The sequence below is a fragment of the Paenibacillus sp. NRS-1760 genome (assembly GCF_050467785.1).
Taxonomy (GTDB): domain Bacteria; phylum Bacillota; class Bacilli; order Paenibacillales; family Paenibacillaceae; genus Pristimantibacillus.
This window is the reverse complement of the sequence record NZ_JBITPK010000015.1, coordinates 152,038-172,454: the sequence shown is the minus strand read 5'-3', so window position 1 is coordinate 172,454 and position 20,417 is coordinate 152,038. Positions and strand designations below refer to the sequence as shown.

Here is a 20,417-nt window from a genome sequence, read left to right as displayed (position 1 = left end):
CCAGATACTGTAAAAAAGTTACTTTTTTAAATCGAATTTAATAAGTCGATGTATGGAAGGATTAGACAGGAGAAAACTAGAATAAAGGAGTAAACGTTATAAGGAGTGTATATATGAGCATTACTACTTATCCAGAGTTCGTAAAGCTAGTCAGTCAATATAAGATATTTCCATTCTCTGACCTTATCCCTGAGCATCCGTCCCTCACTGCCGTGGTTCCTAGTGACAGCTGGCATACAGAAACTGAGTTTGATCCGTGGATATGGCGGGTTAAAATCGTAAAGGATGAGCATGCGGCATATGGCAAGTTTTTTGGAAGCAAACTAACCTTTATTCACGTTGACTTGTTTCCTCATATCCCGTTTTTGTTATCCCAAGGAAAAAGCGTTGAGGAACGCTACAGCAGTGGGCTTATGTCCCAAGAAGCTAGAAATATTTATCATATTATCAAGGAAGCAGGCAATATCGACTCACGCAATTTACGTAAGGAAAGCCGGCTGACTGCTAAAGAGCAGAAGAAGGACTACGATAGAGCGCTTGTTGATCTTCAAAACTTTGCTGACATTGTGATTACCGGGGCACAGGAAGCTGACTTCGATGGCGGTTGGAGCAGCATGTGCTTTGAAAGCTCAGATCACTGGCTTCAAACCACACTTGGTAAAGAGGCTGTTGCTCACGATAATCTAGCAGAGACAAGAGCTATCGTCAAAGCAGAGCTGAGCGATGTATGTACGGAGAAAGCTCTTAAATATTTGGATAAAAAACTTCATCTCAATAAATAAAAAAGATGTGGCTCGTTGATTACCCCGACTGTGCTTAAGTTCCGTCCTTACGGACATAAAAGCCTTTATTTCTCAAAATAAAGGCTAATTTGCTTTCTAACGGACATAGGATCCTCTATTTGCCCAAAATGACCCCCAAAGCCTTCGAAAATCATGAAATAAGAGATCCTATGTCCGTTAGATCGAGAAAAAGGTCGATTTACGGCAAATAAGGTCTCTCATGTCCGTTAAGTTGAAAGAAGAGATCAAAATTCGTCTTTGATAATGATGGTTAGCACTCGTCATCATAAAGCATAGACAATTAAGTTATTAATTTGTCATACCCTTTGGGATCAAGGCCTTCTGGCTTAATCTCGCTCATTGCACTTGCTTCTTTTGTTGTTTTGGAATGACAAGACTGACAAATATAATATTTCGTTTGTTTTTCAATGAGCTTTCGATATTGAGGATCACTGTGATTAATATCAAATGGTTTTCTGCACAACATACAGTTTACATGCATTCCATAATCACCCTCTCATAGACCAGCATTCATTAATAGTATAAATGAACCCGTTGTAAATGAGAATTTAGAAATATCTTTTTTCTGGGAATATTGACCTATATTTGCCTATTGCCTATACTTATAATAACTTTATAAGAAAGCGAGTGGTTATCATGCAAAAACTACATTCCGGTACGTTCATTATTAAGGTGCGTAAGGGATAATCATTACGATCCCTTCCGTAAACATCTAATTATCGGAGGGAATTACGTATGTCGTTTAGTTATTATGGAGAACTTTGTACAGTGGTCTATGATTTATCCAAGAAAACAGGTCAATCTATCGGTGGCGATTTAGAATATTACGAAGATCGACTAAAAGATTGCAAGGGTCGTATTCTCGAAGCAATGGCCGGTTCTGGTCGTGTTCTCGTTCCGCTTCTAGAAGCAGGGCTGCAAGTCGATGGTGTTGATTATTCAGCGGAAATGCTCGCATCCTGCCGTCAACGCTGTGAGGAACGCGGGCTCGTTACTGAGCTGTATGAGTCAAATTTGCAACAGCTTGATTTGCCTCATCGCTATGAAGCCATCATTATCCCAGGCGGTTCATTCCTATTAATAGAGAACCGAGACGAATCACTTCTGGCTCTTAAAAATTTGTATAATCATCTTGAGCCAGGCGGACGTATCATACTTGACCTGTTCCTGCCTGACAACAATTTCAGTTGTGGGCAATACAGCGGTACGTCGACATTCAACCTGCCGGATGGAGACATCATCACCATGGAAGACAAGCTTGTTGAAGCCGACTTATACAATCAATATAAGATTTCATATATTAAATATGAAAAATGGCACAACGGCGCTCTTATCCAAACTGAGCTGCAGCGCTTTGCTATACGTTGGTATGGTGTCGAAGAGTTTAAGCTTATTTTAGAAAACATAGGTTTTTCCGATGTGGTTGTGTCAGCTGATTACAACTATGGCCAAGCTCCATCAAACGGCAAACAAAATTACGTTTATGAAGCGATTAAGCCCTTAGAAGCTTAAGTAATAAGTAAATATGCAAATAAAAAATAGGCTGCCAGCATTGGCAGCCTATTACTTGTTTAAATCAAACATTTACCTGAGCAATAGCTTGTCTCATATCCATGGTATTAGAGCTTAACACCACAGACACTTCATGTACTTGCTTCATCATGTCCAGCTGCTGTGCAGTCAGCATTTGAATTTGCTCCGTTTGATCCGATACATCTCTTGCGATATGCGCAATACTGCTTACGGTAGCGGCTACCTCCTCAGAACCAGCTGTTAACTGCTCCGTCGTCACCGATACCTCCATAATTTGCTCACTCACAAGTCGGAACGATTCAACAGCATGCAAGAATGATTCTGCTGCTTCACCTGATAATGAAACTCCGTCCTCAATATCTTTCGAAGCTTTCTCCATCTCTTCGCTAATTTTCCCTGATTCTATTTCAATATTGCCAAGCAGCAATGAAATTTGCTGTACGGAGGAAGCAGAAGCTTCCGCTAGTTTGCTTACTTCTTTTGCTACAACCATAAAGCCTGTTCCATGTTCCCCAGCCCTCGCTGCTTCAATCGAAGCATTTAACGCTAGAAGCTTGGTTTGGGAAGCAAAATCGCGAACGGAGCCAATGACATGACCGATTTCACCTGTATAGCTCTGCAATTGCCTTGCAATATGCAGTGTCTGACCGGCAGAAGCCGAAATATTTTTAATTTGTGTGTTCAATTGTATCATCGCTTGTTCGCCCGATTGTGCGATTTCTAGTGACTGTACCGCTGCGCTTGAAACGGTGGATGAAGATTCCGCAATCTTAACGATTCCCTGCGCAATTTCCTCCATCGCAAGTGCGCTGTCATCTGCACTTTTCTTCTGGGCATGTGCACCCTCGAAAATATGCTGAACTGAACCATTCATCGCCTCGCCCATTTGCAGCATATGATCAGCACTGCTTGCAAAGGATTGTGTTGATGAAACGAGCTGCTCAGATGTCTTTTCTACATTGACAACTACTCCGCGAACTCGCTCATTCAAATGCTCGGACATCGTAAGCATCGCCTTGTATACCGTACCTATTTCATCAACAGATTTGACTGGCTTTGCTCGCAAAATCGCATTTGCTTCCACCAGATCACCTAAAGCCATCTTCTCAGCGCTGGCAGTTACCGTCTCCAAAGGCTGAAGCGATCGGCGGACAAACCAGATGATCGCCCCGATTAAAACAAGCGTGATGACTAACATCATAATATAGAGTGGGATGCTTTCCTTTATGACACTCTTAGCCAGCTGTTGAAATACAGCTGCATCCGTATCAATGCCAATCGCTCCAATCACTGCGCCACTGTCATCTTTCAAAGGTACATAGGCAGACAAGTAAGAACCATATACCGGGTTTTCAATTAGTGGAGAGCTTGCATTTCTTCCAGCAAAAATATGTTCAACCGCCGAAGCCGGCATATCTGTTACTTCATTAATAGGGGAAGCTGAGCTATCATCTTTAGGCAAACCGTCGATCATAATTCTCGGTTCACGATTTTCATCGAAACGAACAAAATAAACGTACCTTGCGCCTATTTGCGAGCGGAAATAACTAAGTTCCTCACGAATAGACCAGTATAGCTCTGTTTCCTCAGGCTGCTTGAGAAATTCCGTAAATTCCCCCGACTCAAGCGTGGCCGCATAGCTCTCTGCAATTCGAATATTGTAGCTGTTAATCGCCTCTTCAACTGCAGAATTGGTTTGCACTACTTGTGTTCCTATGTAGCCTCCCGCGATCAATATCATAACTACGGTCATAGCGCATAAAACACGGACAATCAGATGCTTTTTCAATAGCGTTATCATTCGTTCGCTTCCCCTCTGTTCGCTCACTAGCAAGTTATTGCTCTTGAAAGCTTTGCCTGATGAATATGGTTATATTTCTCATCATACCACCGTATTTCGACATTGGGGAAAAATATTACAAAAGGGAAACTAGCGGCCTCTATTAGCTTCCATCCATTTTGCTCCGTAATCAACTAAAGCTTTAACTGGCATGAGCAGCGCGTCCGCATTGCCGACCTTTCCTCTGCGAACATGATCCGTTTCTTTCTCAAAACACTCGCCTAAATGATTAAAATCATCCGTATCAAAATCAACGTCGCGCAGCGCAACCCATTTTTTCTCTCCGTCTACAAGCATCGGTGCTTTATTAATCGTTTCTGCTTTATTTGCATACTCAGCTCGATACTCCGCTAGATGAAGAGTAGTGTTTTTATTATGACCCACGCCCAGCAGCAGCACCCAGCCTTCCAAGTCATAAAGCCTCGCTAACGGAGATTGTTCACTCAGACTGTATTCCAAGCTATGATTTGCAGTTATCCTATCCTTCTGAGAGCCCCACGCTGCAAAAGACACCTGTGGATGATTGCTTCGAACGACGCCATTTTGTTTTCTAAAACATTCATTTATAACTCCCATGTCTAAGCAAGGAGTCAGGTCTATTTCAAAAGCAGGCATTGTATCTCTTATCGGCTGCCACCATGATTCCTTCACTGGCGGGTATCGCCAAATTTCAGGATCAGACAAATCAGGCGTATGCGTTGGCATGACAAGTGTACCTTCGCTTGTCAGACATGACTCTATCGCCAAAATCACCGCAGTCGGCCCGCCGGATACAAATCCGCCAAGCGCCTTCATCGAGGTATGCATCATGATCGTCATTCCAGGTTGTATGCCGAGTTTAATCAAATCCGATTTCAACGTTTCCGATGTTAATAAATCCCCTTGTATTTCTTCCATTTTGAGCCCCACCTTAATATGCTTTATCTTTTATCTCATTAAATAAAATCTCTGGCTGCTGCGCAACTCTATTTAGCTTTCAAAAAAGATACTGCATCCTCCAAACGGTCTGTTTTTAGCGCTAGTTTTTCAGTATTGAATACTAAGATGACTGGAAATTGCTCGATATTAAACATCTTCTTTATATCTAGCACGTTGTTTGGATTGTACGCCATCATGCTGTAGCCGCCCTTAAGCATGATGCTTGCTTCTTTCTCGATCTCATTAATATCAAAAGGCTCTCCCTTACCATCCTCGTATATAACGGTCGTTCGGTAGCTGCCTTTTTTGCTTGCCAACAAGCCTGCTCTCTTAAAAAGCTGCTCATTAGACATCGATAAAACAATGAGCTCATCCGGCGTATCCGTAATCTTCTCCGTACGCGAGGGATTGATCTGAACCATCTGTCCTTGCTTCAAGTCCTCCCACTTCAGCTTATCGCCTGCTTCATTGTTTATTCTGGTACTTGGAAGCACGAGGGCCTCATATTCTACGCCCCAATCTTCTATAGCTGGACCCGGCTCATCGCGCTTCGTCCACTCGGAAATATCGAATACGATTTTTTTCTCCTGCTCGTTCAAACCATTAATAAAACCAATCATTTGGTCATCACGGTAATGACCATACGGCTTACTGCTGCAGCCAGCCAGGAGCATCCCTACTGTCAAAAATAAGATGAGGCCTGCACTCGTCCATCGTTTCATCATACCCCCCCTTTCAACTAATAACGAGCATCACGATTTAAATGTTCCGGTATTTTACAATTCACTAACAGTGCATGCCTATCCTTTAATGCTAGCGATCTACAATTTATTATTAATTTCAAAACATTCCTCGAACATTCTAAATCTACACTAAATGGAGAACATGGATGTGAAAGGATGGTAGGGAATGAACATGCAAGAAGGCAAGCTTACTCTAGCCGCTAAGCGTACACATAGCTCTCGCGCTGCTAGTCGACTACTCGCTAAAACGAATCGATTGAGGGAGAACGCACTTGGTTATTTGTTTTTGGCTCCTTCACTTTTGCTATTTACAGTATTTTTATTTTATCCATTGCTGAAATCAGTCTATTTAAGCTTCCAATTAACAGATCCCAGAGGAAGAGTCGCTGAGTATGTCGGGTTCGATAACTACACGCAGCTGTTTTCATCGGAAATGTTCTGGAATAGCCTGACGGTTACAGGCCTATTCACACTATACACCGTTCCTGTCGGCATTGTACTTGGCATCGTTACAGCCGCGCTCACGCATATCAAGCTGCCAGCCATGCGTATTTTTCAATTCATGTTCGCAATGCCGCTCGCGCTGTCCGTAAGTACTGCAGCCGTCATTTGGATGATCCTCTTCCACCCCAGCCTCGGAATGCTGAATTATATCCTATCAACGCTAGGCATTGCCCCCATCCAATGGCTTACCAATCCATCTACAGCTTTATTATCAATATCCATGATGACCATCTGGATGCAATCGGGCTTCAATTACATTATCGTGCTCAGCGGTCTCCAGAGTATTCCGGATGACATGATTGAAAGCGCAAAGATTGATGGCGCAGGCCCATTCCGTGCATTTTTGCAAATCGTACTCCCACTGCTGTCGCCTACTCTATTTTTTCTAGCAGTTATCTCGATCATCGGTTCCTTTCAATCCTTTGGACAAATCCATCTTCTAACCAAAGGCGGACCTGCCGGATCAACAGAGGTATTCGTATATTCCATCTATAAAGAAGCGTTCATTAACTACCAATTCGGAACAGGAAGCGCCCTGTCGTTAGTCCTATTCGCTATCATTCTTATTTTGACGATTATCCAGTTTGTCTTTGTAGAAAAGAAGGTGTATTACCAATGATCGGATTAAAGCCATTTTTACGCCGCTCTAGTGTGTACTTGCTGCTCTCATTGCTTTCCATTGCCATGCTGTTTCCTTTGATTTACACATTTCTACAGGCATTGATGACACCTGAGCAGTCTCTTCAATTTCCGCCTGACTTGTTTCCCGATAGCGTGTATTTGGGCAGCATCTCTGCCGTATTTGAGCTTATTCCGGTTGGTGCGTTCATAGCGAACAGCTTTCTTATCGCGACCATTATTATGGTTGGACAAGTTTTTATCGCGAGCATGGCTGCTTACGCCTTTGTATATATCCGTTTTCCAGGCAAAAAATATTGGTTTTCCTTATTCCTCTCCACCATGATGATTCCGTGGGAAGTCACCATTATCCCAAATTATTTGACTGTAAAATCATGGGGATGGCTGGATTCCTATCAAGGATTGACGATTCCTTTTCTCGCGTCTGCGTTTGGCGTGTTTCTTCTGCGGCAATATTTTTTGCAGCTGCCTCGCGAGCTTTTTGAAGCAGCAAAAATAGATGGCAGCGGGCATATCCGCCACTTCTTAGTTATCGTACTGCCACTTTCACGTCCAGCCATAGCTTCATTATCTGTCTATGTGTTTCTGAATTCGTGGAATATGTACCTTTGGCCCCTGCTCATAACGAACAGCGATAAGATGCGAACGGTACAGATCGGCATTAGCATGCTGCAGTTCGAAGAAATGACAAGCTGGAACATCGTTTTAGCCGGCGTAGCTATTGTGCTGCTGCCTTCCTTATTACTGCTCATTGTTGGATTAAAGCAGCTCGTACGAGGGATTACTGCTGGTGCTGTAAAAGGATAATGAATGAGGTGGCTCCGTCTTTATAGACGTTTCCATAAATGTACTGTAAACAAAAAAAGTAGTAGAGAGGGAGAGAAAAAGAATGAAAGCAAGGTTTAGGTCTGGTTTGACGATTATGATGGCGGTAATGTTGTTTTTAGTCACAGCCTGCGGAGGCAACAACTCTGGGAACAAAGGCAATGCAGAGGCGCCTTCTGCTACGAACTCAACTGAAGCTTCAGCAGCTCCTACCGAAATGGCAAAAGAACCTGTTAAAGTTGTTTGGTGGCACTCCATGGGCGGAGAACTTGGCAAAGCAGTAACCCAGCTCGTTACAGACTACAATGCATCACAAAAAGATGTAGTCGTTGAAGAAGTATTCCAAGGAACCTATGACGAGAGTTTAAATAAAATGAAAGCATCGATGGATTCCAAATCTGGGCCATCACTCATTCAAGTATACGAAATCGGTTCAAGATTCATGATTGACTCCAAAGCAACTACACCTGTTCAAACTTTTGTAGATGCGGAAAATTATGATCTTTCTCAGCTAGAAGAAAATATTACAAATTACTATACATTTGACGGCAAGCTTCACTCCATGCCTTTTAACACATCAAACCCAATTTTGTATTATAACAAAGATTTGTTCAAAGCTGCTGGACTTGATCCAGAAAAAGCACCAGCAACTTTTGAAGCGGTGAAGGAAGCTGCTGCTAAGCTTACGCAAAATGGTCAAACAGGTGCTTCATTCGCAATTTATGGCTGGTTCATGGAGCAATTTTTTGCAAACCAAGGCGTAGAATATTTAAATAATGGCAACGGACGTACGGCTTCCGCTACAGAATCTCAATTAAATAATGAGACTGGTGTTAAAACATTGTCATGGTGGAAGGATCTTGTTGACAGCAAATCAGCACTTAACTTGGGACGTAAAACAGACGATACGAAAAAAGCATTCGCAGCTGGCCAAATCGCTATGACCTTAGATTCTACCGCTTCGCTTCGCGGAATTGTAGATTCAGTGGCTGGCAAATTTGAAGTAGGTACTGGCTTCCTGCCTAAACCTGCCGATGCGAAAGATGGCGGTGTTGTCGTTGGCGGTGCAAGCTTGTGGATTCTGAATAACAAGCCCGAAGCTGAACAAAAAGCAGCATGGGATTTCATCAAATTTTTAGCTAAGCCAGAAACACAAGCTTATTGGCACATCAACACTGGTTACTTCCCGATTACAAAAAAAGCTTATGACGAAAAAATCGTTGCCGATAATCTAGCAAAATATCCACAGTTCCAAACAGCAGTTGATCAGCTGCACGCTTCTATCCCTTCCCCTGCTTCGCAAGGCGCAGTGATGGGCGTATTCCCTGAAGCGCGTCAGCTTGTTGAAACAGCGATTGAAGAAGCATTAACTGGCGTAAAAGAACCGCAAAAAGCGCTTGATGATGCCGCTAAAGCGATCACTGAAAAAATTGCAAACTATAATAAAACTGTTAAATAATTTGTGAGTCTAAGCCAAGCCTCGTTCACGGGGTTTGGCTTTTTTTGTCCATTCTCCCCCTCCATATCGGTACTCTCTGCCAAGCTAGTGTCGCTATTTCGTGCCATCTGCTATAATTAATCAGAACACCTGTTTGTCCAAATTGATGAGTCTTCTCTCGGAAGAACCAGCATCATTTCATTGAAAATGTTATCTTGCAACCATTCCTAACAAAAGATCCGATATAATAGAGGAAGCCACTATCATAATCGGATGCTCAATACTTTTACATAACAGACGAACGAAGAACAAATGACGCCATGCGTTCTAGTAAACAAAAAATTAAGGAGAGACCTATGGATATCATTGAAATTGTTACTGATTTAATTGATGAGGATACCGATCAACCGAGGTACCAGTTTGACCAAGAAGCGCTGCAAGAATTAATGAAAAGCATTGAAGAAATCGGTCTGCTCTCGCCAATTAAAGTGAGAACGACAGGCAACGGACGTTATAAAATCATTTATGGGAACCGCCGCTATAAGGCGAGCAAAATGCTCGGACGGCCAACGATTCCTTGTATCGTCTCAACCGTAACAGACGAGATGGAAATATACTTGGAACAAATAGCGGAAAATCTGACGCGCGAAGGCTTCTCTCCGATTGAAGAGGCCGAGGCGTTCAATAAGCTGTTGAACGATTCAAAGTTTAAGAGCTCCACCAAATTTTTGTCCGGCAAGCTGGGCAAGCCTGAATCGTATATCAAAAACAAATGTGAACTGCTGAAGTTTGGCAATACCGTAAAGAAGCTGATCGTTGGCGGCACTGAGATTAGGAAGGATAAGCTAACCGAGGATCAACTGCTCCCCCTAAAGGATCTGCCGATCGAGCATCGCGATCCACTTGCGCTGATTGCAGCGAGAGATGAACTGCCAGTAAGCGACGTGAAAAAAATTGCCAAGCTGTTCAAAGATAAAACGATCTCTGACAGCACGAAGGACAAGCTGTTATTTAAATCAGGCGCTGGACTCATCGAAACTTGGTCAACTCATGAGCAGAACAAAGCGGAGCGCGCCAAGCCTGCATCTGTTGCCGAGCCCAAAGCAGCTGCTTCGAAAGTAGAGAAGCAAATCAAACAAGAACAAGCTGATTCTGAACCCGCTCCAAAGACTAGCCAACTACCAGCTTCGTCTGCGTCCATTGAGCTTGCTCTTTATGAGCTGACTGCAGCCCTTCCTTCTCACATGACTTTGTCTTCGAATATCCTTCAATCCATTGAAGCGATTCGAGCGAGCGGGCAAGTTGATTTCATTCAAGGAGTCAGCGCGCTGATCGACCAATTAGAAAAACATTTGGCAGAATGGAAAGCAGTCCGAGAGCTTGCAAGCGCCAAGCTGCAGGCTGTTGCCACAGCGGATTAAACAACCTACGCGTCCTATGTACATCAAAGAACCAGACAAACACTACAAGCGTGTTCGTCTGGTTCTTTCATTGTCTTTTTTATTTATTACATGCGCTACAAAGATGATCTCTTCACATTGTCCTTCATCAGCTTTGCAATCTGCTTCGATTGAACATCCTTCTGTAATTCCAGCGCATCGATGACTCGTTCTTGTCTTTCTTTGGAATGATTTTGGCTCAGCTTCCATTTGCCTTCTATTTTTGAAATATGAATTTTAAATCCAACAATGCCTTTGGATAAATTGTTAATGTACGTTGGGTCAGCTTGGCTCATGCTCCACGGGTTTGGCATGCTTGATTCATAATGGCTAACCGATTGATCTACGATTTTGAGCAGCTCCGCATGATCTTCAATGAGCTCGACATGACCATACACATGAACAGCGGTATAATTCCAAGTCGGCACGGAATTTGGCGTTTCGTACCAAGAGGATGAAATGTACGAATGAGCTCCAGTGAAAACAACGAGTACTTCCCCTTTTAAGCTTGCCCAATGCGGATTTGCTTTTGCCATATGTCCATACAAATAACCTTCGCTTTCATCTAACAGCAAGGGGAGATGCGTTGCACAGGGCTTACCTTCATGTTGTGAAAATAATATAGCAAAGCTATTCTGCTCCATCAGAGCGTATAATGTCTCTTTATCCGTCACTTCAAACGATTGAGGTATGTACATGAAATATCTCCTCTGCATTATGATTATTCAAACTATAGCACAAATCAATTTCCACTATAAGAAATAAAAATAAGGAGCAATTATGCTTTTCCTCAAATAGGCAAATGAAAAACGACTGCCGAAGCAGCCGCAATATACATACGATTTCTATTGCTTCAACCAGCTCGGAGCCCACCAGTTCCATTTTCCAAGCATGAGCATTAAGGAAGGCGCCAGCACCATTCTAACGATTGTTGCATCAATAAATATGGCCGTCGCGATGCCGATGCCGAGCTGCTTTACGCCAACTACTTCGCCAAATGCAAAGGGTGCCGTGACGACGATCATGATAGCTGCAGCTGCGGTAATCACATGACTGACGGAGGAAAGCCCCTTTCGTACAGCCTGCTTATTACTGCGCGTATGATGAAATTCCTCGCTTATGCGTGAGATGAGAAAAACGCCGTAATCCATACTAATTCCAAATACTAATCCAAAAATAAATACCGGAATCATAATGGCAATGCTGCTCGGTTCAATCCCCAATCGGCCATCCATGAAGACCCATGTCAGAATACCAAAGGATGCTCCTATGCTCAGAAGATTGAGGAGGATAGTTTTGAGAGCAATGAGGACGGAACGAAAGGCAACAAGAAGCACGATGAAATTCGTAACAAATAGAAAGAGCAGCACATAAGCTAAGCTTCCAAAAACCTGATCGAATACTTCCTGCTCATACTTTGCCTCTCCACCAAGCGAGAAGAATATTTTTGATGATTCCCCTCTTCGCTCCCACTCCCTAAGCCAATTCATCGTCTCGCGAGAGGATGGTTCGCCCGCTATCGTCACTTGCAGCAGCATTTGATTATTTTTCAGAAATGGCTGGAGCGCCGGCTGGAATTTCTTATTTTGCAGTGGCCGCTGCATGATTGTCGTCAAATACTCGGGTGACAAATTAAGCCTAGAGAATACCGAATCCACCCTCAAGACGCTCGGATCTTGCTCCAAGCGCTTCGTCAGCTCATAGGCGTTCATCCAATCCGCTTGCTCCAGAAACAGACTATCTCCGCGAGCAATAACCCAAACTTTTGATGTGGAGGGCAGCTCAAAAACAGCCTCTGAGGTCTCAGCGGCCAAACGAGATTCATAGTTTTGAGGCAATGAAGCCTCATCTGGAACAGCAGTCTCCATTCTACTAAGGGGCAACAAACTTAGGATAAGCACGCCCCCTGCCAGCATCCCCATCATCATTGGCCGTTTCATTACCAAACGAGCAAGCCCATCCCATACAGATGAACGACTGGTACCAATCGGGCGCGTTTTTTTCGTTTGCATTGAAGGCACGCAAATCGCAAGCAGTGCAGGCAGCAGCGTAAACGCCAGAATTAGCGATACGGCCACTACTGTCATCGCTCCAAGCGCAATGGACGAGAACATGGGCAGCGGAATCCAGATAAAGCTCAGCAAACCTAAGAAGACACAAGCTGCCGATACAAAAACAGCTCTGCCAGCTGTCTTCATCGTTGCAGTAAGCGCCTGGATAGGCTGCTTGTGCCCTCCGAGTTCCTCGCGAAATCGGCTAACGAGCATAAGTGCAAAGTCGATGCTTAGGGCAAGTCCCACCATCGGAATCACATTCAGAACAAAATTGGACAGCGGCAATTTGGTGCCTATTCCATATACAATTCCCATAGCAATCGTCACTCCCGTTATACCAATAACGATGGGGAGCAGCGCAATAATGATTTTACGGAAAACGAGCCACAAAATGAGAAAAGCAAGCGGTATGCCGATCAGCTCTGCTTTTGCTAAATCCGCATGACTAGCCTCATTTACATCACCTTGAATAACTGATTTGCCTGTCACTTTTATCGAAATACCGCTGTGGGCGGGCAAAAGTTGATTTAACTGCTTCAGCGTATCCTCCATCCGATAAGGTGGAGCGTCGAATGAAAGCAGCGCGTACGCGTAGTTCCCTTTCTGCAGCTCCTGCCGCTCAAGCGGAGAAATGATATTAGTCAGACCCTGAGTCCCGCTCACCTGCCGAAGCGTCTGTTCAATAAAAGCACGAAATCGCGACTTCGATAAGTTGTCCGTTTTCTCGAATAGCAGCATGATCGGTGCTTCTGACAGATTAAAATCGGATGCGAGCACCTGCTGCACCTTTGCATAACTTCCCTTTTGCGGATACAAGCCATGGTCTTGTACGACGGAATCAAGCCTAAGCGCATGACTGCCAACTAAGATAAGTGCAATTGACCATAAGAAAATACACACTCGCGGAAAGCGAAAGGATAGGAGTGCTAGGCTGTTTATCCCCATGAATATGCACCTCCAAAGTCAGTCACATCCGCACGCTGCTCATTGGCTTCGCCTTTACATGCGGAATGGCTTTAATCTCGTCGCCCGGACGAGCCCCTGTGCAAGTGGAGGCGCTATTCGCGCTGCGTTTGGCAGCCAGCTAGAAACGGTCGGCATATGAAATAACCATTGCAGGAAGCTTCCCCATCGCAGCGGCCCCTCAAATTCACGTTTAATTGCCCTCGTATACGCATGCTGCCAATCAGCCATAGTAAGACTTCCATTTAAATAGCTGTCAGCAAGCGGAGCACAAAGAGCAGCGGAGCGAAGTGCCATGGACATTCCATCTCCACAAAGTGGCGGAATCATCGCACCTGCATCGCCAAGAAGAGGAAGCTGATTCCATGAGAGCGGCTTATGGTTCAAATGAACAGGCGCAACTGCTGCCTGCGTTCCTTGAACAGGCACCCCAAGCACTAGCTTCTCATGCAGCCTCGGATTTCGCCTTGCAGCGGCGTTCATGATCCCCAGTATCGTCTTTCCTGCATCTGCAAAGCTATCGCGAGCGAGCAACGCCGAAGCATTCACAAGCCCGTCTTCTACCGGGCATAATCCTAAGTAACCGCCGCGGAAGAAATACAGCTCAACAACCGGCTCTATAGCTATGCCGCGAAAATGGGATTTCACGCCCATGTACGAGGGCTTTGCCGTCTGATGTTGCTTATAGCCCGGTAATCCTGCATGCTTATTTGCTCCCCAAGCGGCGATGACAGTACGAGCCTCAACCGAACTGAATTTACCGTTTTGTTTTGTTTCAATGGAATAGCCAAAATCAGTAGGCTTCACTCCCGTCACTGTCGTTCCCGTTTGCAATTTTGCGCCCGCTTGCTGCGCCGCTTGATGGAGCGCGACATCAAGCGAATATCGACTGAGACCCCATGCCGCACTTGAAAGCGGAATATTGATCTCAGCGCCATTTTCGAAAATTAAACGTATCCGCTCTATCAGGCTTGGTCCCAGCGCTTTAATAGACTCGCTTAAACCAAGCACCTGTAGTGTTCCTTGTGCTTCGGGAGATAGAAACTCTCCACACACCTTATGGCGCGGAAATGATTGACGATCGAGCAGCAGCGTCTCCCAGCCCTTGTCGGCAAGCGCTTTGGCTAAGCTGCTCCCAGCTATGCCCGCTCCGAGCACAGCTGCATCCAGTATACGCGTCATTTTATTCAGCTCCGTCAAATGGACTGTGATGTGGCTTGCTAATAATGACCGCATATCGGAATAAAGGTCTCCAGCTGTAGCTGATAGAACCGTTGTTCAGTTTTTGGCCAAGAAGCTTCCAATCTTTTGCGCGAAAGCCCTTTGCCACCGACAATGGACCGTCATGCAAAATGTATCGATTAGTGGAAATGATCCGAGTTGTCAGCCATACCGCTGCCCATGCGATCCAGTGACGGTGGATGTCATTAATAACCACGCCAAGCCGTGCTGCCTTGAGCATACTTGCAGCTGCATGCGGCAGCTCCTCCTCGGAGAAATGATGCAAAAACTGCGTCCCCGTTACGATATCCGCACAGCCATCCGCCAAATCAAACAAATCGCCTTGCTTAACCTGAACTCTTGGCTCCTTCTTAAAAAACCGCCTAGCTTCCTCGCAAGCCTCTTCCGTTATATCCACTAGCTGAATAAAAAGGTCAATCCCCCGTCTATCAGCCCACTTTAGCAGCCCAAGGTTCACATCGCCTGAGCCCGCTCCAACATCAAGAATGGTCAGGCTTCTCGGCTTATTCGCTTGCTCCCATAGTCGTTCAACGCCGTAAATCGTCGGTGCGGCTGCAACAAAAATACGGTTCAGTTGACGAAGCTGGCGCAAAGCCTCGTGCAGCTCAGCCCCGCCAATTGAAAAATCATCCATAAGCTCAGCAGCTGCAGCTCGATGACGCAAGCTTCTAGACATATGCCTCGTCCGCCATTTGCTCTTGATCCCCCGTTAGTACAGCGGGAACATAAGCAATTTTAATCATCTCAGCGGTTAAGCCCGGGCCAAATGCGAGTGCAATGCCGCCTGCTCGCTCCGAGGCTGTTTCTTGAAGATGCGATCTCATGGCGTTCAGCACAAACAAAATCGTAGCGGAGGAGACATTGCCATAATCGCGCAGCACGCCTAAGCTATGTGAGGTTTGCTCATCCGTAAGCTCGAACTTATTTTGCAAAATATCGATAATTCCTTTGCCGCCTGGGTGGATTGCCCATAAATCCAGCATTTCATCCCCGCATAATTGCTTTACTTCCGCAGGTATAAATTCGCCGATCAGCTTCGGAATATGTGGGGATAGGTATAGGTCAAAGCCGTGGTTGCCAACCTCCCACACCATTTCCTCTGCGCATTCAGGCAGCAGAACCGAACGTTCTTCGCCTAGCTCAAAAATAGGCCTGTGATGCGGCTTGCCCGCACCAATGACGCAGGCTGATGCTCCGTCCCCGAAAAATGAAGCGGCAAATAACGATTCCTTATCGCCAGATGGCTGAATATGCAGCGTGCATAACTCGACGCATACAACAAGAACAATTGCGTTACTGTCATTCGATACAATTTGGCGTGACAGGCCAATGGCTTTAAGCCCAGCAGCACAGCCGAGAAAATTAAGCGGGATACGGGTTATCGTGGGGGCTAGTCCTAATTGATGAATGATCGCTGCATCCATTCCGGGCAAAAACTGGCCGGTACAGCTGACCGTAATGAGATGTGTAATCTCAGCCGCATCAACCTTTCCATCTGCCAAAGCTTGTCTCGCTGCATGAAGCCCAAGCGGAACGGATTCCCGCTTATATATCCCCATACGTTCCGCTGTCGAGGGAGCAGTCTCCGGTGAAGCGCTCGGCAGGTAGCGGCATTCAGCTGCTTCCGCGAGCAGATTTGGTTCACAAGTATACCTGCTTTGCACGCCGCATTGCTTAAAAATCCTTCTTCCCCAACGAGCGGAATCCGGCTTATCGCTTAATGCATCGACTAACCTTCGCGCTGTATCCGCTTGATCAACAAGATGAGGCGGAACCGCCGTACCTATCCCTAATATCGCAATACTCGATTGTGAATGCTTCATATCGTAATTTCCCACCCTCTCCAGACAAGCATAATCGGACAAGTTTTCTGCTTTTAACAAGTCTATTCATTGCTTCTCCTCGATATGCAAGCGAGTATTACATCGTTTTCCAATCATTTGTAATAAACTTGAAATATAATTTTCATCTCGTTTTAATGAAAGCCTACTATAATGAAAACAACCCCCTTTTGTAATATATATAATGAAGACCCACAGCACCGAATGCTGTGGGTCTCTTTTTGTCTATTTTGGAAAATAGTATATACCCAAAAAGTGCCCAGTCTACAAAGACTGGGCACTAAGCTAAAATAAAATATTAAATCATATCTACATATTTACCATACACATATGCTATTTTCCCTTTGTACGAAACCTTCACCCAGCCGTGCTCCGTTCCTAACACTTCAAGAACAGTACCTTTTGGTACAGCCGTATAAATCTTTGCCTTCGAAGAAGCTTCAGCACGAACATTCAAGAAGTATGCTGTAACCTTTGCTTGCTTCTTAACGACCGGCTTTACTGTTGGTTTAGGATCAGGTTTAGGCTTAACTGGTTCCTTTGGAATGATGACTTCCGGAGCAGTTACCTCTGGGGCAGTCACTGCTGCCTTAATCGCCGCATTCAGTTTATGATAGAACTCACCTTTTGTCTTCACGCTGGCAAATAGACTTTGCTCCACCTTTGCTCTGTTAGACAACTCAGCTATTTCATTTTCAGTGACCGCATCCAAAATGTTAATTGAGGCTACATTGGTATATTTGCCATCCTCCGTCTTCGGAATCTCCAATATACCGGTATTAATAAGCTCAACTACATCTGCACGTTCAGGAGATTTCGTATCTACACCTGTAATTTTCCAATTGCTTTGAATTTTAGGCTCGTATACACCTTTTTTCACGTCTTTTAGGTACGCAATGGCACGATTGCGAATGGTTCCGTCCATTTCGCCAAATGTGCTTGCATCCTTCGAAGACCAAAGCTGCTCAAAGTTGCGTCCTTCAAGTGCCCCACCTTTGGCTTTAAGAGCATCCATCCGATATGCGTTCATACCGAGTTTGACCACATCGTCCGGCTTGATGCTGCTGCCATCCATTTTACGTAAGTTCGTGATTCTACTGCCAGCAGGCTTCGTTAGATCAATTTCATATTTGACGCCGCCAAAAAAATCGTTTGTGCTATATTTGGAAGCGCGGCGTGTCTTATCAAAGCTAACCGTTACATCTCCAGGTCGTGTTGAGTTAAAATATCCTGCTGCCCATTCCATGTAATCTTTCAAATCTTTACCCGTTACTTGGTAAACGGTAATTTCTCCTAGAGCAAACTGATAGTTATAGGCAATATCTTTTTTCTTAATAGGACCTACATCCAGCCGCGCCTTATCGTTATCAATCTGATGAGCAACGACATCTGCCTTGCTGTAATACAACATGACCTCGTTAAAGAAGTCTGATAACGGTGTTTCCTGAATTTGTACAGTAGGAATATCATTAATCTCATTTTTAGCTACAAGATTCATGCCTTTAAGCTGTGCCACTTCGATATTCGCATCTGCCCTAGCAAAATCATGATACGGCTGCAGCGTAGATTCCAATGCAGGATCCGATACTTCAGTCGTTCCATCAGCCGCTTTAACAGGCAATGCAGCAGCTTTCTTATCTTTAAGAACTACCTTATCACCTTGCTTCGTGAACGTAAGGTCGATACGAGAAACATGCGTTCCGTATTTATCCGGTTCAACAATTAAAACGCCATTCACCGTATCCTCTTTAATAAGCTTGTGCATATGACCTGCAAAAATAGCAGCCAGCTCCGGGTTCGCATTGGCAATATCAGCTACGCCAGTACCTGGTACACCATTTTCGTTCTCCAGCCCCATATGCATAAGACCAACCATTACATCAACTTTACCTTCTAATTCCTTGATTGCTTTTTTCGTTTCATCAACAGGATTTTTGAATACAATTCCGTCTAGATGATCCGTTCCTTTTTCAAACTCAGTCGTCATTGGCGTATCCATTCCAATAACTCCAATTTTTATGCCAGCTTTTTCGATAATGGTATACGCAGGCAAGAATCGATCACCATTGTCCTTATAGATGTTCCCGCCCAGCCTTTGGCCTTTATACTGAGTGGTAATCTTATTGAACACATCGAGCCCGAAGTTGAACTCATGATTGCCCATTACCCATGCATCAAAGTTCATTTCATTCATGGCTACCATCATCGGAGACTTCGGTTGATCATTAAATAATTCAGCCGAATTGCCCTGAATCATATCCCCCGCATCCAGTAAAACCGTATTCGGGTTCTCTTCACGAACTTTTTTGATAATTGTAAATAACTGCGTTAAACTTCCCGTTGGGTTGGGACCGTCAAGAGCATAATCCCATGGCATAAACCGTCCGTGAATATCCGAAGTACCTAGGATGGAAATCTGAGTATCCGTGCTTGCCGATTCAGCTGCTTTTACCGAACTCGGAACAAAATTGATAACGCTTCCAAACAACATGAGAGCAGCAATCACTAAACTTATTTTTTTCTTCATCTTCATTATGACTCTCCTTTGGTGGTTGGATGAATAGTAGGAACGTTTTCATTCTATAGTATAGCTTGTATTTTGGACATAGCCGAAACGAACTTATTTATTGCAAAAGCGGCAACAGCGAAACAAGTTCGACGAGAAATCGAACTCATTTCGCTGCTGCTTTGCTGTGCTGCCATTGGATTCTTTTGCTATTAGAAAGAGAGCTTTTCCACATAGTTTCGTGGATGCTAAGCATTACGGACGCGTAAGCTCAACCAGTACAACCTCTGGACGATTAAATATTCTTTGCGGAAAAATGCTATTGCCGAGTCCGCGGCTGACGATCATCGTTGTGCCGCCTTCCACATATTTGCCTCCGTCATACTTTGGCAAGAAGCCTTGCCCCGGGGCCACGAGCCCACCCAAAAAAGGCAAGCGCACCTGTCCGCCATGGGCATGGCCGGAGAAGGTCAAATCAATTTTGTGCTGCGTGTAGACCGAAAAAAGCTCCGGGCGATGCGATAAAAGGATAGTGAGCGTGTCGGCGTTGTTTTCCGATTCGGTTGCTTGCATAGCAGTCGCCATATTTTCATTCAACTTCGCAACGTCTCCATCTGCCTTTAAATTAAAAACCGGATCATCCACGCCAGCTATTCGAATCTCGCCATCGCCGAGCTTTATCATTTCGCTTTTGTTGCGCATCACATGGACGCCCAGCTCTTTCAACGCCTTCTGTAATGCGATTAACCTCGGGCCATATTCATGGTTTCCGGTCACATAGTAGACAGGAGCCAGTTCCGTCATTTTGCGCATCAAGGTAAGGCTAGTTTCTGCATTGTATCTTCTGCTGTCAACCAAGTCGCCTGTCATTACAATGAGGTCCGGCTTCAGCCGTTTTACCTTGCTCGTAATTGTGCTTTGCTCCTTGCCGAAGGACTTGCTGTGAAGATCTGTTAAGTGAACGATACGATAAGAGCTGACTCCTTCAGGTAGCTTCGCTGAGCTGATTTCATATTTTGTTATTCCGATCGCATTATTTTCGTAATAAAGAAAAGCGGCTACTGCAAGAATAGCTAAAGGTAATATCCACAACAAACGTTTTTTGGTCATGCGCATTACTGCAAAACTC

At 44.7% G+C, this 20,417-nt stretch carries 17 protein-coding genes; 6 read left to right on the top strand and 11 right to left on the bottom strand.

The genetic code is table 11. The features are described from left to right. The first annotated feature begins 113 nt into the window (after nucleotides 1-113). Nucleotides 114-782, top strand: a complete 669-nt coding sequence (locus ACIFSR_RS24560) for an AlkZ-related protein (RefSeq protein ID WP_430060693.1) — start codon at nucleotides 114-116, stop codon at nucleotides 780-782. Nucleotides 783-1,083: 301 nt separating this feature from the next. Here the strand turns inward: ACIFSR_RS24560 and ACIFSR_RS24555 are convergent, their stop codons facing one another. After that, complete coding sequence (locus ACIFSR_RS24555; protein WP_430060690.1) at nucleotides 1,084-1,284, bottom strand: DUF2197 domain-containing protein; 201 nt, start codon at nucleotides 1,282-1,284, stop codon at nucleotides 1,084-1,086. A gap of 254 nt (nucleotides 1,285-1,538) precedes the next feature. Here ACIFSR_RS24555 and ACIFSR_RS24550 point away from each other — a divergent pair, with 254 nt between their 5' ends. Continuing rightward, nucleotides 1,539-2,315 carry a class I SAM-dependent methyltransferase gene (locus ACIFSR_RS24550; protein WP_339205142.1) on the top strand — a complete coding sequence of 259 codons (777 nt, stop codon included), beginning with the start codon at nucleotides 1,539-1,541 and terminating at the stop codon, nucleotides 2,313-2,315. A 64-nt stretch (nucleotides 2,316-2,379) separates the two neighbouring features. On the opposite strand, the gene ACIFSR_RS24545 is transcribed toward ACIFSR_RS24550, so the two are convergent. The 3 genes from ACIFSR_RS24545 to ACIFSR_RS24535 all read right to left on the bottom strand — a co-directional run bounded on the left by ACIFSR_RS24545 (nucleotide 2,380) and on the right by ACIFSR_RS24535 (nucleotide 5,819). Beyond that, a complete protein-coding gene (locus tag ACIFSR_RS24545; protein WP_339205144.1) occupies nucleotides 2,380-4,137 on the bottom strand; it encodes a methyl-accepting chemotaxis protein in 1,758 nt (585 codons plus the stop codon). A gap of 129 nt (nucleotides 4,138-4,266) precedes the next feature. Next, nucleotides 4,267-5,073 carry an aminoglycoside N(3)-acetyltransferase gene (locus ACIFSR_RS24540; protein ID WP_339205146.1) on the bottom strand — a complete coding sequence of 269 codons (807 nt, stop codon included), beginning with the start codon at nucleotides 5,071-5,073 and terminating at the stop codon, nucleotides 4,267-4,269. Nucleotides 5,074-5,141: 68 nt separating this feature from the next. After that, nucleotides 5,142-5,819 (bottom strand): hypothetical protein, encoded by a 678-nt coding sequence (locus ACIFSR_RS24535; RefSeq protein WP_339205148.1) that lies wholly within the window; start codon nucleotides 5,817-5,819, stop codon nucleotides 5,142-5,144. Nucleotides 5,820-6,003: 184 nt separating this feature from the next. On the opposite strand from ACIFSR_RS24535, the gene ACIFSR_RS24530 reads away from it, so the two are divergent. The 4 genes from ACIFSR_RS24530 to ACIFSR_RS24515 all read left to right on the top strand — a co-directional run bounded on the left by ACIFSR_RS24530 (nucleotide 6,004) and on the right by ACIFSR_RS24515 (nucleotide 10,664). Then, nucleotides 6,004-6,960, top strand: a complete 957-nt coding sequence (locus ACIFSR_RS24530) for a carbohydrate ABC transporter permease (protein WP_430060686.1) — start codon at nucleotides 6,004-6,006, stop codon at nucleotides 6,958-6,960. Beyond that, on the top strand, nucleotides 6,957-7,787 hold the full coding sequence (locus tag ACIFSR_RS24525; protein ID WP_076270407.1) for a carbohydrate ABC transporter permease: 831 nt from the start codon (nucleotides 6,957-6,959) through the stop codon (nucleotides 7,785-7,787). Before ACIFSR_RS24530 ends, ACIFSR_RS24525 begins: the two co-directional genes overlap by 4 nt. An 82-nt stretch (nucleotides 7,788-7,869) precedes the next feature. Continuing rightward, nucleotides 7,870-9,264 (top strand): ABC transporter substrate-binding protein, encoded by a 1,395-nt coding sequence (locus tag ACIFSR_RS24520; protein WP_430060682.1) that lies wholly within the window; start codon nucleotides 7,870-7,872, stop codon nucleotides 9,262-9,264. 335 nt (nucleotides 9,265-9,599) lie between these two features. Further along, nucleotides 9,600-10,664, top strand: a complete 1,065-nt coding sequence (locus ACIFSR_RS24515; protein WP_430060679.1) for a ParB/RepB/Spo0J family partition protein — start codon at nucleotides 9,600-9,602, stop codon at nucleotides 10,662-10,664. Nucleotides 10,665-10,759: 95 nt separating this feature from the next. Here ACIFSR_RS24515 and ACIFSR_RS24510 read toward each other — a convergent pair whose 3' ends face one another. The 7 genes from ACIFSR_RS24510 to ACIFSR_RS24480 all read right to left on the bottom strand — a co-directional run bounded on the left by ACIFSR_RS24510 (nucleotide 10,760) and on the right by ACIFSR_RS24480 (nucleotide 20,404). Beyond that, nucleotides 10,760-11,380: an FMN-binding negative transcriptional regulator gene (locus tag ACIFSR_RS24510; protein ID WP_339205154.1), complete on the bottom strand. Its 621-nt coding sequence runs from the start codon at nucleotides 11,378-11,380 to the stop codon at nucleotides 10,760-10,762. A 147-nt stretch (nucleotides 11,381-11,527) separates the two neighbouring features. Next, nucleotides 11,528-13,681, bottom strand: a complete 2,154-nt coding sequence (locus ACIFSR_RS24505) for an MMPL family transporter (RefSeq protein WP_430060676.1) — start codon at nucleotides 13,679-13,681, stop codon at nucleotides 11,528-11,530. Nucleotides 13,682-13,735: 54 nt separating this feature from the next. Continuing rightward, entirely contained in the window at nucleotides 13,736-14,881 is a 1,146-nt protein-coding gene (locus ACIFSR_RS24500) for an NAD(P)/FAD-dependent oxidoreductase (protein ID WP_430060674.1), read from the bottom strand. A 1-nt stretch (nucleotide 14,882) separates the two neighbouring features. Further along, nucleotides 14,883-15,617 (bottom strand): methyltransferase domain-containing protein, encoded by a 735-nt coding sequence (locus ACIFSR_RS24495; RefSeq protein WP_339205157.1) that lies wholly within the window; start codon nucleotides 15,615-15,617, stop codon nucleotides 14,883-14,885. Then, nucleotides 15,610-16,764: a type III polyketide synthase gene (locus ACIFSR_RS24490; RefSeq protein WP_430060671.1), complete on the bottom strand. Its 1,155-nt coding sequence runs from the start codon at nucleotides 16,762-16,764 to the stop codon at nucleotides 15,610-15,612. The genes ACIFSR_RS24495 and ACIFSR_RS24490 overlap by 8 nt, the downstream gene beginning before the upstream one ends. 316 nt (nucleotides 16,765-17,080) lie before the next feature. Further along, nucleotides 17,081-19,273: a 5'-nucleotidase C-terminal domain-containing protein gene (locus ACIFSR_RS24485; RefSeq protein WP_430060716.1), complete on the bottom strand. Its 2,193-nt coding sequence runs from the start codon at nucleotides 19,271-19,273 to the stop codon at nucleotides 17,081-17,083. A 270-nt stretch (nucleotides 19,274-19,543) separates the two neighbouring features. Then, on the bottom strand, nucleotides 19,544-20,404 hold the full coding sequence (locus ACIFSR_RS24480) for a metallophosphoesterase (RefSeq protein WP_339205161.1): 861 nt from the start codon (nucleotides 20,402-20,404) through the stop codon (nucleotides 19,544-19,546). Nucleotides 20,405-20,417: the final 13 nt, after the last annotated feature.